Below are 14,975 nucleotides of genomic sequence, written 5' to 3'. Positions count from 1 at the left end.
GGCCTCATACACTCGGCATGACACCTCTGCACGCTGCAAGAGCCGTTCGCCGAACCGGGAGAGCCCACGTGACCGACACTGCCCTGTCCGAGCGCAGCGCCGACGTGATCGTCGTAGGTGCCGGGCCCGCCGGTTCCACGACCGCGTACTACCTGGCCAAGTCCGGTCTGGACGTCCTCCTTCTGGAGAAGACCGCGTTCCCGCGCGAGAAGGTCTGCGGCGACGGGCTGACCCCGCGCGCGACCAAGCAGCTCGTGTCGATGGGCATCGACGTCTCCGAGGAAGCGGGCTGGCTGCGCAACAAGGGCCTGCGCATCATCAGCGGCGGCATGCGACTGGAGATGGACTGGCCCGAGCTCGCCGCCTACCCGGACTACGGACTGGTGCGCAGGCGCGAGGACTTCGACGAGCTCCTCGCCCAGCAGGCGGTGAAGGCCGGCGCGCGGCTGTACGAGCGGTGCAACGTCGGCGCGCCGATCATCGACGAGCGCACCGGGCGGATCACCGGGGTCACCACCAAGCTCGGCGAGGACAAGGTGCCGGCCGCCTTCCACGCGCCGCTGGTGGTCGCCGCCGACGGCAACTCCACCCGGCTGTCGCTGGCGATGGGGCTGCACCGCCGCGACGACCGCCCGATGGGTGTCGCGGTGCGTACCTACTTCACCTCGCCGCGGCACGAGGACGACTACCTGGAGTCCTGGCTGGAGCTGTGGGACCGGCGCGGGCCCTCGGCGCGCCAGCTGCCGGGCTACGGCTGGATCTTCGGCCTCGGCGACGGCACCTCCAACGTGGGCCTGGGCATCCTCGACTCGTCCGCGGCCTTCCGCGAGCTGGACTGGCGCGAGGTGCTGAAGGCGTGGGTCGGCTCGATGCCGGAGGACTGGGGCTTCACCCCGGAGAACATGACCGGGCCGATCCGCGGCGCCGCACTGCCGATGGCCTTCAACCGCCAGCCGCACTACACCCGCGGCCTGCTGCTGGTCGGCGACGCGGGCGGGCTGGTCAACCCGTTCAACGGCGAGGGCATCGCCTATGCGATGGAGTCCGGCCAGCTCGCCGCGGACGTGATCACCCAGGCGCACGCGCGCGCCACCATCGGGCAGCGTGAACTCGCGCTCGCCGCCTACCCGCGCATCCTGAAGGACACCTACGGCGGCTACTACAACCTGGGCCGCGCCTTCGTGAAGCTGATCGGCAACCCGAAGGTCCTCCAGATGTGCACCCAGCGCGGCCTGACGCACCCGATGCTGATGCGCTTCTGCCTCAAGCTGCTCGCGAACCTCACCGATCCCACCGGCGGCGACGCGATGGACCGCATCATCAACGGCCTCACCAAGATCACCCCCCGCGCCTGAGCCGTCCCTGCCTGGGCGCCCCGACCGTCCCGGGGCGCCCCGACCCGGCCGTCAGTCGTTGTCGCTCTTCACCGCGTTGCGCCACACCGTGACGTCGAACGTCGAGTACTCGCTCGGTGAGGAACTGGGGGAGTGGCCGCGGTAGGTGAGCAGCGCGACGATGCCGTCCTGGGTGGTCGCGCAGATCTGGGAGCCGGCCGCCAGCCTGGCTTCGGAGATCTGCGTGGTGTAGCGGGTGTCGGCGCGGCAGGCCTCCAGGGAGCCCTTCTCGCCGGTGTCGAGCAGCACGAGTTTGGTGTTGTACGACCCGTAGACGCACTTGTCGTCGCAGCCGTAGTAGAAGTCGTCGAGGTTGTTGTACTTCGGTGTCAACGGGTTGTCGGCGAACTCCAGGTGGTAGCTGTCGGGCAGGTTGACACCCTTGTGCGTCTCCGGCTCGGGGCCGACCGGCTGGGCGGTCCCGCTCGGCGCGCGGCTCGTGGCGGTGCCGCCGCCCGTGGCCTTGGCGGTGCCGTGCTGGGCGCCACTTGCGTCGTCGCCGGTCTTCTTGTGGCTGTTCAGGGCGTGCACTGCGACGAGCGCGATGCCGAGGAGCAGGACCGCGCCGAGCACACCGGCCGGCACGAGCCACCGCTTCTTCCGCCCGGGGCCGCCGGCGCCGGTCCCGGGCCCGACGGGGTGGGTGCCGCTGCCGTAAGGGCCCGAGCCGTATCCGCCGGGTGCGGGCACCGCGCCGGGGTACGGCGTCTGCGGACCGTGCGGATTCTGCCGTCCCTGCGCGGCGGCGGGATAGCCGTAGCCGGCGGTCGAAGCGGGGTACGCGGGGGTGGTGTACGTCGGAGCGCCGCCGTACTGCGGACCGGCGGCGTGCGTCGGGGCGCCCGCGACGTCCTGCGGCGGCCCGGCCGGAGTGGGCGGCGCGGTGGGCACCGGCGGGCCGGCGGGCGCCGGGGGCGCGGCGGCTGTGGCGGGTGAGGCGGGTGTTGCGGGAGCCGTCGGTATCGGGGTGACCACGTCGGGGCGGGTCGTGGATCGCGCGGGCACGTGGTGCGCGGTGATGTCGGCGGCCACCGCGGCGGGCAGCCACTGCTCGGTCCTGACCAGTTCACCGCCTTCGGCCGCGGCCCGGCACATCGCCACCACCTCGTCGAGTCCGGGGCGTTCGGCGGGGTCCTTGGCCAGGCAGCGGACCACGAGGGGGCGCAGCACGTCCGGCACGCCGGTGAGGTCCGGCTCCTCGTGCACGATCCGGTAGAGCACGGCGTGGCTGGAACCCTCGCCGAACGCCGGTGCGCCCGCGGCCGCGTAGGCGGCCACGGCGCCGAGCGCGAAGATGTCGGTGGCCGGGGTGATCTTCCGCCCGGCAGCCTGCTCGGGCGACATGAACGCCGGTGTGCCGACGGTGACCCCGCTGCCGGTCAGCGCGGTGGCGTCGGCCGCGCGGGCGATGCCGAAGTCGATCACCCGGGGGCCGTCCGCGGCCAGCAGCACGTTGGACGGTTTGAGGTCGCGGTGCACCAACCCGGCCGCGTGGACGGCTTGGAGCGCCTCGGCGGCGCCGGCGGTCAGCAGCAGGACGGTCGGCACCGGCAGCACGCCGTGGCTCGCGACGGCCGCCGCGAGACTCGGGCCCTGCACGAACGCCGTCGCCAGCCAGGGCACCGGCCCCTCGGTGTCGCTGTCCAGCACGGGTGCGGTGTAAAGGCCCTGCACCCGGCCCGCCGCGGCGACCTCCTGCCGGAAGCGCTGCCGGAACTCCGGGTCCTCGGCCAGTTCCGGGCGGATCACCTTCACCGCGACCGGGCGGCCGGCGGGCGTGTACGACAGGTAGACCTTGCCCATGCCGCCCGCGCCGAGCCGGGCGGCCAGCCGGTAATCCCCGAGGGCCCGAGGAGCGCCCTCCTCCAAAGGCTCGAAGACGTTGTTGGCTCCGTTGGCTCCGTTGTCTCCCGTGTCTCCCGCGCGCACGACGACCCCTTCCCCCGATGACGTTGTCCTCGCGGGAGGTTACCGTGCGCGGGTGCGCTGGACCGCCGTGATCGGTGCCGGCGCCGGATCGGTCCGGAACGCGTGCGCCGGTACGCCGAGGAGCGGCGGGAGGCGGTCGGGCCGGGCCCGTCGGAGGGCATGGCGGGGCCGCCTCCCGCCGCTCAGGACGGAGAAGAGGGGTAACCGGTGGAGCGAACCCCCACGGGGGCGCGGCTCAGAGGACGTTGACCGCCCAGTCGGGCATGTAGTCGGCGAGCTGGTGAATGGCCACCGGGGTGGACGGGTTGGCCGCGTCCAGGTACTGGCCGTCGCCGATGAAGACGCCCACGTGGTAGGCGCTGCCCTCGCCGCCCCAGAAGATGAGGTCGCCGGGCTGGAGGGCGGAGACGGACACGGGCGTGCCGGCGGTGGACTGCTCCTGCGAGGTCCGCGGGATGCTGACGCCGATGGAGGCGAACGCCGCCTGCGTCAGGCCGGAGCAGTCGTACGAGTCGGGGCCGGTGGCGCCGTACACGTAGGGCTTGCCGAGCTGCGACTTCAGGAAGGCGATGAGCTGGTCGACCTTGCTGGAGGAGGCGGCGGTGACCTCGGCCGCGGGCGTGGCCGTCGCGGTCGAGGACGAACTCTGCCCGGACGAGCCGGACGTGCTGCTGCCGGCGGACGGCGCGGCGGCCTGCGCGGCGCGCGCCTTCGCCGCCTTCGCGGCGGCCTCGGCCTTGTGGCGTGCTGCCTTGTGCGCCTTGGCGGCCGTCCTGGCCGCGTCCTTGGCGGCCTGCTCCTGGTCGGCGGAGAGCGCGGCGGCCAGCGCCTCGCGCTGCACCGCGACGACGGCCTGCTGAGCGGAGGCCGCCGTGGACAGGGTCGCCGTGCGAGCGCCGGCCGACCGTGCCTGCGAGGAACCGGCGGCGGACGGCGTGCCGCCGGTCGTGGTGGGGTGCGTGGTCTCGGCTATGGCCGGAGCGGCCGCGCCGCACAGGGCGAACGCGCTGACGACACCGCCGACGAGTCCGGCCCGGCGCACCCAGTTCGGGTGGCGGGGCGCCGCGTGCCGTCGGCGGCGGCTATGGGTATGCGTGTCGGACACCTGTGTCCGGGATGTGTTCGGGGACATGGGTCTCTGGCTATCAGGAACGAATGGTTCCGTTCAATAAAGGTGGGATGCGCCACAGTTGACGTGCTCACGGCCCAATTGCCCGATTCACGATCTTGCTTGACAGGTGCTTTGGTCCGTTTTCATGGCTCCGGTGCCGTATGCGCTCGTGCACGGTTTCACGCGCGTCATTCCCGGGTTCCGGGGCTCACCCGGGCGGATTCCGCGGCGCTATCACGGCGATTCGTCCATCGCCAATTTGCCTGTGGGCGGCTCGTTCTGATAGTGCGTACGTCGCTCTGACCAGCGAGAACGCCCGCGATTATGACGTGAAGTGATCGTTTGGGTGCCATCCGCCGCAACATCACCGCTCATCCGACTTCATGATCGTTGGTCAGGTGGTGGAGATCACAAAGCTCGTGCGCACCCCCGTGTCGCAGATCACAGACCGGGAGGCATAGGATGCAGGCGGCTTGGGCTTGTGAACTGCCTCACATAGGCGCGATCTTCGCGATTCTGTGGCGCGGCGCACCGCCCCGGTCACGGTCCGTACATCAGTCACAGTCGACTGGAAGGAGCGGGGGACGGTGAACGCCTACGCGCCCATCCTCGTGCTGGGCGGCCTCGCGGCCGGCTTCGCGATCTTCTCCGTTTTCATGGCCTCGATCATCGGGCCGAAACGGTACAACCGGGCCAAGTTGGAAGCGTACGAGTGCGGCATCGAGCCGACTCCGCAGCCGGCCGGTGGCGGCCGCTTCCCGATCAAGTACTACCTGACGGCGATGCTCTTCATCGTCTTCGACATCGAGATCGTCTTCCTCTATCCCTGGGCGGTCACCTTCGACCGGCTGGGGATGTTCGGACTCGTCGAGATGCTCCTCTTCGTGCTCACCGTCTTCGTCGCCTACGCCTACGTGTGGCGGCGCGGCGGCCTGGAGTGGGACTAGCGGGACGTCAGAGGACCAGGGGACCGAGGAGACCAGGAGCCAACCCATGGGTATCGAAGAGAAACTGCCGAGCGGATTCCTGCTGACGACGGTGGAGACCGCGGCGGGCTGGGTGCGTAAGGCGTCGGTCTTCCCGGCCACCTTCGGCCTGGCCTGCTGCGCCATCGAGATGATGACCACCGGCGCCGGGCGGTACGACATGGCCCGGTTCGGCATGGAGGTCTTCCGCGGATCGCCGCGCCAGGCCGACCTGATGATCGTGGCCGGCCGGGTCAGCCAGAAGATGGCCCCGGTGCTGCGCCAGGTCTACGACCAGATGCCGAACCCCAAGTGGGTCATCTCGATGGGCGTGTGCGCCTCCAGCGGCGGCATGTTCAACAACTACGCCATCGTGCAGGGCGTCGACCACGTCGTACCGGTCGACATCTACCTGCCCGGCTGCCCGCCCCGCCCCGAGATGCTGCTCGACGCGATCCTCAAGCTGCACGAGAAGATCCAGCACGGCAAGCTCGGCGTGAACCGCGAGGCCGCCGCCCGCGAGGCGGAGGAAGCGGCGCGCAAGGCGCTCCCGACGATCGAGATGAAGGGGCTCCTGCGATGACCGCCACCCCGAACCCGCCCGAGCTGCCTGAGGAGCCCGCCGAGGGCGCGGTGCCCGCGCAGCGCCACGACGCCGGCGAGGTGATCGGCGTCCGGACCGGGATGTTCGGCGCCCAGAACGGCGGCGACACCTCCGGGTACGGCGGCCTGGTCCGCACGGTCCGGCTGCCCGGTGCCGCCAACCGCCCCTACGGCGACCCGTTCGACGAGATCGCCGACGAGCTGGAGGGCGCGCTGGAGGAGCAGGGCCTGCCGCCGGGCGAGGCGATCGAGAAGACCGTCGTCGACCGCGGCGAACTCACCTTCCACATCGCCCGCGAGCACCTGGTCCGGGTCGCCCGCACCCTGCGCGACGACCCCGCGCTCCGGTTCGAACTGTGCACCGGCGTCAGCGGCGTGCACTACCCGGGTGACGAGGGCCGCGAGCTGCACGCCGTGTACCACCTGCGCTCGCTCACCCACGGCCGGCTGATCCGGATCGAGACCAGCGCCCCCGACGCTGACCCGCACGTCCCCTCGCTGGTCCCGGTCTACCCGACCAACGACTGGCACGAGCGCGAGACGTACGACTTCTTCGGCATCGTCTTCGACGGCCACCCCGCGCTCACCCGGATCATGATGCCGGACGACTGGCCCGGCCACCCGCAGCGCAAGGACTACCCGCTCGGCGGCATCCCCGTCGAGTACAAGGGTGCCCAGATCCCGGCTCCCGACCAGCGGAGGTCGTACTCATGACCCCACACCTCCCCTGGGCTTCGCCACGGGCGACCCCATCGACCGCCACCCCTCAACGACTCCCTGCGGGAGGCTGTTCATGAGCTATGGATACACCGCTCCGCAGCAAGCGGAGGAGCGGGAGACCACCGAGGGCCGGGTCTTCACCGTCACCGGCGGCGACTGGGACGAACTCGCCGAGACCGTGGGCAAGGCCGACGACGAGCGGATCATCGTCAACATGGGCCCGCAGCACCCGTCCACCCACGGCGTGCTCCGGCTGATCCTGGAGATCGACGGCGAGACGGTCACCGAGGCCCGCTCCGGCATCGGCTACCTGCACACCGGCATCGAGAAGAACATGGAGTTCCGGACGTGGACCCAGGGGTCCACCTTCGTGACGCGCATGGACTACCTCACGCCGCTGTTCAACGAGACCGCCTACTGCCTCGCGGTGGAGAGGCTGCTCGGCATCACCGACCGGATCCCGGACCGGGCCAGCGTCATCCGGGTGCTGCTGATGGAGCTGAACCGGATCTCCTCCCACCTGGTGTGCATCGCCACCGGCGGCATGGAGCTGGGCGCCACCACCATCATGATCTACGGCTTCCGCGACCGCGAGTACATCCTCGACATCTTCGAGCTGGTCACCGGCCTGCGGATGAACCACGCGTACGTCCGGCCGGGCGGCCTGGCCCAGGACCTGCCGCCGGGCGCGGTCGACCAGATCCGTGAGTTCGTGAAGAAGTTCCGGAAGAACCTGCCGGAGTACGACAAGCTCGCCACCGGCAACCCGATCTTCAAGGGCCGGATGCAGGACGTCGGTTACCTGGACCTGACCGGCTGCATGGCGCTCGGCGCCACCGGTCCGATCCTGCGCGCCGCCGGCCTGCCGCACGACCTGCGCAAGTCCGACCCGTACTGCGGCTACGAGAACTACGACTTCGAGGTGCCGACCACCGACACCTGCGACTCCTACGGCCGCTTCCGGGTCCGCCTGGAGGAGATGCACCAGAGCCTGCGGATCGTCGAGCAGTGCCTGGACCGGCTCGCCCCCGGGCCGGTGATGATCGAGGACAAGAAGATCGCCTGGCCCGCGCAACTCGCGCTCGGCCCGGACGGCATGGGCAACTCCCTGGACCACATCAAGAAGATCATGGGCACCTCCATGGAGGCCCTGATCCACCACTTCAAGCTGGTCACCGAGGGCTTCCGGGTACCGCCCGGGCAGGCGTACGCCGCCGTCGAGTCGGCCAAGGGCGAGCTGGGCGTGCACGTCGTCAGCGACGGCGGCACCCGCCCGTACCGGGTGCACTTCCGCGACCCCTCCTTCACCAACCTTCAGACCATGGCCGCGATGTGCGAGGGCGGCCAGATCGCCGACGTCATCGTCGCGGTGGCGTCCATCGACCCCGTGATGGGAGGTGTCGACCGATGACCGAGGTCTCGCAGGGAGGTGCCTCCCGCGGTGTGTCCCTGGGCATCCCCGAACTGCCCGCCCCCGACTACCCGGCCGACGTCCGGGCCCGGTTGGAGACCGACGCCAAGGAGGTGATCGCCCGCTACCCCGGCTCGCGCAGCGCGCTGCTGCCGCTGCTGCACCTGGTGCAGTCCGAGGAGGGGTACGTCACCCGCACCGGCATCCGGTTCTGCGCCGAGCAACTGGAGCTCACCACCGCCGAGGTCACCGCGGTCGCCACCTTCTACACCATGTACCGGCGCAAGGCGTCCGGCGACTACCAGGTCGGGGTCTGCACCAACACGCTGTGCGCGGTGATGGGCGGCGACGCCATCTTCGACGAGCTGAAGCAGCACCTCGGGATCGGCAACGACGAGACCACCGAGGACGGCAAGGTCACCCTCGAGCACATCGAGTGCAACGCGGCCTGCGACTTCGCGCCCGTGGTGATGGTCAACTGGGAGTTCTTCGACGACCAGACGCCCGAGTCGGCCCGCCAACTCGTCGACGACCTCATCGCCGGCCGTGAGGTCCGCCCGACCCGCGGCGCGCCCCTGTGCACGTACAAGGAGACCGCGCGCATCCTGGCCGGCTTCCCCGACCAGCGCGCGGGAGCGGTCGAGGCGACCGGCGGCGCCGGACCCGCCTCCCTGGCCGGGCTGCGGCTGCACCGCGGCGAGGTCCCCGCCCCCAAGGTGGTCGGCCAGCGCGGCGAGTCGGCGACCGAGGACGCCGGGGCGTACGACACCCCCACCTCGCCGTCGCCCGCCCAGCACCCCAGCTCGCACGACGCGCCCGGCCGGACCGCCGAGTCCGACCCTGACAACCCCGCGGACCCGGTCGCGGACCGCACCGGCGACCACGCCACCGAGGAGGAGGGCGAGTGATGACCGTGGAACCGGCCGAGAAGCTGCTCGCGCCCGTACTGTCGGCGTTCTGGGACGACCCCCGGTCGTGGACGCTGGAGACCTACCGCAGGCACGAGGGGTACGAAGCGCTGGGCAAGGCGCTCGCGATGGCGCCGGACGACCTGATCGCCTACGTCAAGGACTCCGGCCTGCGCGGCCGCGGCGGCGCGGGCTTCCCCACCGGCATGAAGTGGCAGTTCATCCCGCAGGGCGACGGCAAGCCCCACTACCTGGTGGTCAACGCCGACGAGTCCGAGCCCGGGACCTGCAAGGACATCCCGCTGCTCTTCGCCAACCCGCACGCGCTCATCGAGGGCATGGTGATCGCCTGCTACGCGATCCGCTCGAACCACGCCTTCATCTACCTGCGCGGCGAGGTGGTCCCGGTGCTGCGCCGGCTGCACGAGGCGGTGCGCGAGGCGTACGAGGCCGGCTACCTCGGCACGAACATCAAGGGCTCCGGCTTCGACCTCGACATCACGGTGCACGCCGGCGCCGGCGCGTACATCTGCGGCGAGGAGACCGCGCTGCTGGACTCCCTGGAGGGCCGCCGCGGCCAGCCCAGGCTCCGGCCGCCCTTCCCGGCCGTCGAGGGCCTGTACGCCTGCCCCACCGTGGTGAACAACGTGGAGTCGATCGCCTCGGTTCCCGCGATCATCCAGCGCGGCAAGGAGTGGTTCCGCTCGATGGGCAGCGAGAAGTCCCCGGGCTTCACGCTCTACTCGCTCTCCGGCCACGTCGCCCGCCCCGGCCAGTACGAAGGGCCGCTCGGCATCACGCTGCGCCAGCTCCTCGACATGGGCGGCGGGATGCGGCCCGGCCACCGGCTGAAGTTCTGGACCCCCGGCGGCTCCTCCACCCCGATGTTCACCGACGAGCACCTCGACGTACCGCTGGACTACGAGGGGGTCGGCGCGGCCGGCTCCATGCTCGGCACCAAGGCGCTGCAGTGCTTCGACGAGACGACCTGCGTGGTGCGGGCCGTCACCCGCTGGACCGAGTTCTACGCCCACGAGTCGTGCGGCAAGTGCACCCCGTGCCGGGAAGGCACGTACTGGCTGGTCCAGTTGCTGCGGGACATCGAGGCCGGCAAGGGCCGGACCGAGGACCTCGACAAGCTCCAGGACATCGCCGACAACATCAACGGCAAGTCGTTCTGCGCCCTCGGCGACGGCGCCGCCGCCCCGATCTTCTCCTCGCTGAAGTACTTCCGCGCGGAGTACGAGGAGCACATCGAGGGCAACGGCTGCCCCTTCGACCCGGCCCGCTCCACCGCCTGGGCCGACAAGTCCCGTACGGAGGCCCACGCGTGACCATCTCGTCGTCCATCAGCGGCTCCGCCGCGGGGAAACGCGCGCCTCATGACAACGGGCAGCCCGCACCGCCCCCCGAAGACCTCGTCTCGGTCACCATCGACGGCATCCCGATCTCCGTCTCCAAGGGCACATTGGTCATCCGTGCCGCCGAGCAACTCGGCATCGAGATCCCCCGGTTCTGCGACCACCCGCTGCTCGACCCGGTCGGCGCCTGCCGCCAGTGCATCGTGGAGATCGAGGGGCAGCGCAAGCCGGTCGCCTCCTGCACCATCACCTGCACCGACGGCATGGTGGTCACCACCCAGCTCACCTCGCCGGTCGCCGAGAAGGCGCAGCGCGGCGTGATGGAGCTGCTGCTGATCAACCACCCGCTGGACTGCCCGGTCTGCGACAAGGGCGGCGAGTGCCCGCTGCAGAACCAGGCGATGTCCACCGGTGACCCCGACACCCGCTTCGAGGGCCGCAAGCGCACCTACGAGAAGCCGGTGCCGATCTCGCCGCAGGTGCTGCTGGACCGCGAGCGGTGCGTGCTGTGCGCGCGCTGCACCCGGTTCAGCCAGCAGATCGCCGGCGACCCGATGATCGAGCTGCTGGAGCGGGGCGCGCTGCAGCAGGTCGGAATCGGCGAGGGCGACCCGTTCGAGTCGTACTTCTCCGGCAACACCATCCAGATCTGCCCGGTCGGCGCGCTCACCTCCGCCGCCTACCGGTTCCGCTCCCGCCCCTTCGACCTGGTCTCCTCGCCGTCGGTGTGCGAGCACTGCGCGGGCGGCTGCGCCACCCGCACCGACCACCGCCGCGGCAAGGTGATGCGGCGGATGGCGGCCAACGACCCGGAGGTCAACGAGGAGTGGCTGTGCGACAAGGGCCGCTTCGGCTTCCGGTACGCGCAGCGGCCCGAGCGCCTCACCCACCCGCTGATCCGCGCCGAGGACGGTGAACTCGTCCCGGCCGGCTGGCCGGAGGCGCTGGCCGCCGCGGCCGCCGGGCTGACCGCGGCACACGGCCGGGCTGCGGTGCTGGCCGGCGGCCGGCTCACCGTCGAGGACTCCTACGCGTACGGCAAGTTCGCCCGGGTCGTGCTCGGCACCAACGACGTGGACTTCCGGGCCCGCCCGCACTCCGCCGAGGAGGCCGACTTCCTCGCCGCCCACGTGGCCGGCCACGGCGTCGACCTCGACGGTGCGGACGCCGGCGGACGGGGCGGCGCGCCGACCAACCGGGCGCTGGAGCAGGCACCGGCCGTCCTGCTGGCCGGACTCGAGGCCGAGGAGGAGGCCCCCGGGGTCTTCCTGCGGCTGCGCAAGGCCCACCGCAAGAACAAGCAGCAGGCCTACGCCCTGGCCACCCACGCCTCCCGCGGGCTGGAGAAGGCCGGCGGCATCCTGCTGCCGGCCGCTCCCGGCACCGAACCGGAATGGCTGGACGCGCTGGCCGGCGGGGTCGGACTGGACGAGGCCGGCCGGCTCGCCGCCGAGGCGCTGCGCGCGCCGGGCGCGGTGATCCTGGTCGGCGAGCGGCTGGCGGCGGTGCCCGGCGGGTTGACCGCCGCGCTGCGGCTGGCCACCGCGACCGGGGCCCGGCTGGCGTGGATCCCGCGCCGGGCCGGCGAGCGGGGCGCGGTCGAGGCGGGGGTGCTGCCCGGGCTGCTGCCCGGCGGGCGCCCGGTCACCGACCCGCGCGGTCGCGAGGAGGTCGCCCGCGTCTGGGGGCTGCCCGCGCTGCCGAGCCGGTTCGGACGCGACACCGGGCAGATCCTGGAGGCCGCCGCGGCCGGCGAGCTGGCCGCACTCGTGGTCGGCGGGGTCGAGATCGCGGACCTGCCGGACCCGGCCCGGGCCCGGGCCGCGCTCGGCAACGTCGGGTTCCTGGTCAGCCTGGAGCAGCGACCGAGCGAGGTCACCGAGCGCGCCGACGTGGTCCTGCCGGTCGCCGCCGTCGCCGAGAAGTCCGGCACCTTCCTCAACTGGGAGGGCCGGGCCCGGATGTTCGAGGCGGCGATCAAGCCCGACCAGGCCACGACCCGCCACCAGCTCCCGGACGCCCGGGTGCTGACCATGCTCGCCGACGCGATGGACGTCACGCTCGGCCTGTCCGACGTCCGGTCCGCCCGCCGTGAACTCGACCGGCTCGCCGGGTCGTCGGCGCACGCCGCGAGCGCGCCCGCCGAGGTGTCGGTGCCGCTGCCGCGGCCCGACGCCGGCCAGGCGGTGCTCGCCGGACACCGGCTGCTGCTCGACCAGGGCCGGCTCCAGGACGGCGACGACGCGCTGGCCGCCACCCGGCACGCCGCCGTGGCGCGGCTGTCGGCCGCGACCGCCGCGGAGGTCGGGGTGCTCGACGGCGAACCCCTCACCGTCTCCGGGCCGGCCGGTGTGGTGACGCTGCCGCTGGCCGTCACCCCGATGCCGGACCGGGTGGTCTGGGTGCCGCTCAACTCCGTGGGCGGCGGCGTCACTTCGGACACGGGTGCCCGTCCCGGGCAGGTCGTCCAGCTCAGTGCGGAGGTCCAGTCATGACCGCCCTGTTCGCCGGTGGCAGCCAGCTCGCCGCCACCACCACGGAGAACCTGTCGTTCTTCGGCACCGACCCGTGGTGGCTGATCGTCATCAAGGCGGTGTTCTGCTTCGCGTTCGCGATGCTGACCGTGCTGTTCTCCATCGTGTGGGAGCGCAAGGTCGTCGCCTGGATGCAGCTGCGGATCGGGCCGAACCGGCACGGTCCGTGGGGGATGCTCCAGTCGCTCGCGGACGGCATCAAGCTGATGCTGAAGGAGGACCTCACCGTCAAGCGCGCGGACAAGGTGGTCTTCGTCCTCGCGCCGATCGTGGCCGCGATCCCCGCGTTCATGTCCTTCGCGGTGATCCCCTTCGGCCCGGCCGACAACGAGGTGTCCATCTTCGGCCACCGCACCGCGATGCAGCTCACCGACCTGCCGATCGGCATCCTCTACATCCTCGCCACCGCGTCGGTCGGCATCTACGGCATCGTGCTCGCCGGCTGGTCGTCCGGCTCGACCTACCCGCTGCTCGGCGGGCTGCGCGCGTCGGCGCAGATGATCTCGTACGAGATCGCGATGGGCCTGTCCTTCGCGGCGGTCTTCCTCTACTCCGGCTCGATGTCCACCTCGACCATCGTCGAGGCCCAGCACGGCCGCTGGTACATCATCCTGCTGCCGGTCTCCTTCCTGGTGTACATCTGCACGATGATCGGCGAGACCAACCGGGCGCCGTTCGACATGCCGGAGTCCGAGGGCGACCTGGTCGGCGGCTTCAACACCGAGTACAGCTCGATCAAGTTCGCGCTGTTCATGCTCGCCGAGTACGTCAACATGGTGACGGTCTCCGCGGTCGCCACCACCCTCTTCCTCGGCGGCTGGCGGGCGCCCTGGCCGATCAGCACCTTCTGGGAGGGCTCCAACCACGGCTGGTGGCCGCTGCTCTGGTTCGTGATCAAGGTGCAGCTGCTGCTCTTCTTCTTCATCTGGCTGCGCGGCACCCTGCCCCGGGTCCGCTACGACCAGCTGATGAAGCTCGGCTGGAAGGTGCTCATCCCGGTCTCGATGGTCTGGCTCATGCTGGTCGCCGCCGTGAAGGCGATGCGCAACGAGAACTACGACTTCACGAAGATCGTGCTGTACATCGGCGGCGCGGTGGTGGCACTGCTGCTGATCTCGCTCGTCGTCGACGTCTTCCGGGACCGCGAGGAGAAGCGGAAGGAGGCCGGCGCCGGTGGCGCGCTGGCCCCGCCGGACAGGTTCGACCCGATGGCGGGCGGCTATCCCGTGCCGCCGCTGCCGGGGCAGACGGCCGAGCGGGTGCCACGGCGGCCCAGCCGCGCGCAGGCCCAACTCGTAGGCGCACCAAGTGCGTCCGGCGTGTCCGGCTCGTCCGGACAGGACGCCGCGCAGACGGAGAACACGGAGGACGGCGATGCCTGAGTTCCTGGATCCGGTCGCGGGCTTCGGCGTGACCTTCAAGGCCATGTTCAAGAAGCGGCTGACCGAGCAGTATCCCGAGTACAAGAAGCCCACCGCACCGCGGTTCCACGGCCGCCACCAGCTCAACCGGCACCCGGACGGGCTGGAGAAGTGCGTCGGCTGCGAGCTGTGCGCCTGGGCCTGCCCGGCCGACGCGATCTACGTGGAGGGCGCGGACAACACCGAGGAGGAGCGCTACTCCCCGGGCGAGCGCTACGGCCGCGTCTACCAGATCAACTACGCCCGCTGCATCCTGTGCGGCCTGTGTATCGAGGCGTGCCCGACTCGCGCGCTGACCATGACCAACGAGTACGAACTCGCCGACCGCACCCGCGAGTCGCTGATCTTCACCAAGGAGCAGCTGCTCGCCGGCCTGGAGGAGGGCATGGTCGAGTCGCCGCACTCGATCTTCCCGGGCATGGACGAGGGCGACTACTACCGCGGCGCGGTCACCGAGGCCGCGCCCGGCACCGTACGGCAGGTGGCCGTCTCCAAGGGCGAGAAGCCCGACGAGTCGGTGCCGGTCGAGAACCCGTTCACCGGCGAGCCCGAGGCGGCGGAGACCGTCGCCCCCGGCGGCAGCGCCCCGGCCGGGACGGGGGACGAGGCATGACCGGC

General features: G+C 71.4%; 12 protein-coding genes. 10 read left to right on the top strand and 2 right to left on the bottom strand.

What is annotated here, in order from left to right:
* Positions 1-68 precede the first annotated feature (68 nt).
* Complete coding sequence (locus tag C4U44_RS19035) at positions 69-1,355, top strand: geranylgeranyl reductase family protein (protein ID WP_235032179.1); 1,287 nt, start codon at positions 69-71, stop codon at positions 1,353-1,355.
* Positions 1,356-1,406: 51 nt separating this feature from the next.
* On the opposite strand, the gene C4U44_RS19030 is transcribed toward C4U44_RS19035, so the two are convergent.
* Entirely contained in the window at positions 1,407-3,323 is a 1,917-nt protein-coding gene (locus C4U44_RS19030) for a serine/threonine-protein kinase (RefSeq protein WP_103887026.1), read from the bottom strand.
* 235 nt (positions 3,324-3,558) lie between these two features.
* Positions 3,559-4,428 carry a C40 family peptidase gene (locus C4U44_RS19025; protein WP_235032178.1) on the bottom strand — a complete coding sequence of 290 codons (870 nt, stop codon included), beginning with the start codon at positions 4,426-4,428 and terminating at the stop codon, positions 3,559-3,561.
* 593 nt (positions 4,429-5,021) lie between these two features.
* Between C4U44_RS19025 and C4U44_RS19020 the strand changes: the two genes are divergently transcribed.
* The 9 genes from C4U44_RS19020 (at position 5,022) to nuoI (ending at position 14,970) form a co-directional block, all read left to right on the top strand.
* Complete coding sequence (locus tag C4U44_RS19020; protein WP_103887024.1) at positions 5,022-5,381, top strand: NADH-quinone oxidoreductase subunit A; 360 nt, start codon at positions 5,022-5,024, stop codon at positions 5,379-5,381.
* Between the two features lie 46 nt (positions 5,382-5,427).
* Positions 5,428-5,982, top strand: a complete 555-nt coding sequence (locus C4U44_RS19015) for a NuoB/complex I 20 kDa subunit family protein (protein WP_093785987.1) — start codon at positions 5,428-5,430, stop codon at positions 5,980-5,982.
* Positions 5,979-6,716 carry an NADH-quinone oxidoreductase subunit C gene (locus C4U44_RS19010; RefSeq protein ID WP_103887023.1) on the top strand — a complete coding sequence of 246 codons (738 nt, stop codon included), beginning with the start codon at positions 5,979-5,981 and terminating at the stop codon, positions 6,714-6,716. Before C4U44_RS19015 ends, C4U44_RS19010 begins: the two co-directional genes overlap by 4 nt.
* Before the next feature lie 79 nt (positions 6,717-6,795).
* Positions 6,796-8,133, top strand: a complete 1,338-nt coding sequence (locus C4U44_RS19005) for an NADH-quinone oxidoreductase subunit D (RefSeq protein WP_103887022.1) — start codon at positions 6,796-6,798, stop codon at positions 8,131-8,133.
* Complete coding sequence (nuoE, locus tag C4U44_RS19000) at positions 8,130-9,041, top strand: NADH-quinone oxidoreductase subunit NuoE (RefSeq protein ID WP_103887021.1); 912 nt, start codon at positions 8,130-8,132, stop codon at positions 9,039-9,041. Before C4U44_RS19005 ends, nuoE begins: the two co-directional genes overlap by 4 nt.
* Positions 9,041-10,375: an NADH-quinone oxidoreductase subunit NuoF gene (gene nuoF / locus C4U44_RS18995; protein ID WP_103887020.1), complete on the top strand. Its 1,335-nt coding sequence runs from the start codon at positions 9,041-9,043 to the stop codon at positions 10,373-10,375. The genes nuoE and nuoF overlap by 1 nt, the downstream gene beginning before the upstream one ends.
* 2 nt (positions 10,376-10,377) lie before the next feature.
* Positions 10,378-12,897, top strand: coding sequence for an NADH-quinone oxidoreductase subunit G (locus C4U44_RS18990; protein WP_407642867.1), 2,520 nt, complete (start codon positions 10,378-10,380; stop codon positions 12,895-12,897).
* A complete protein-coding gene (gene nuoH / locus C4U44_RS18985) occupies positions 12,894-14,318 on the top strand; it encodes an NADH-quinone oxidoreductase subunit NuoH (RefSeq protein ID WP_103887019.1) in 1,425 nt (474 codons plus the stop codon). The genes C4U44_RS18990 and nuoH overlap by 4 nt, the downstream gene beginning before the upstream one ends.
* On the top strand, positions 14,311-14,970 hold the full coding sequence (nuoI, locus tag C4U44_RS18980) for an NADH-quinone oxidoreductase subunit NuoI (RefSeq protein WP_103887018.1): 660 nt from the start codon (positions 14,311-14,313) through the stop codon (positions 14,968-14,970). The genes nuoH and nuoI overlap by 8 nt, the downstream gene beginning before the upstream one ends.
* The last annotated feature ends 5 nt before the right edge of the window (positions 14,971-14,975 follow it).

Origin of the sequence: Actinacidiphila yanglinensis, from assembly GCF_900107965.1 — a bacterium.
Taxonomy (GTDB): domain Bacteria; phylum Actinomycetota; class Actinomycetes; order Streptomycetales; family Streptomycetaceae; genus Actinacidiphila; species Actinacidiphila yanglinensis.
This window is presented reverse-complemented; position numbering and strand designations above follow the sequence as displayed.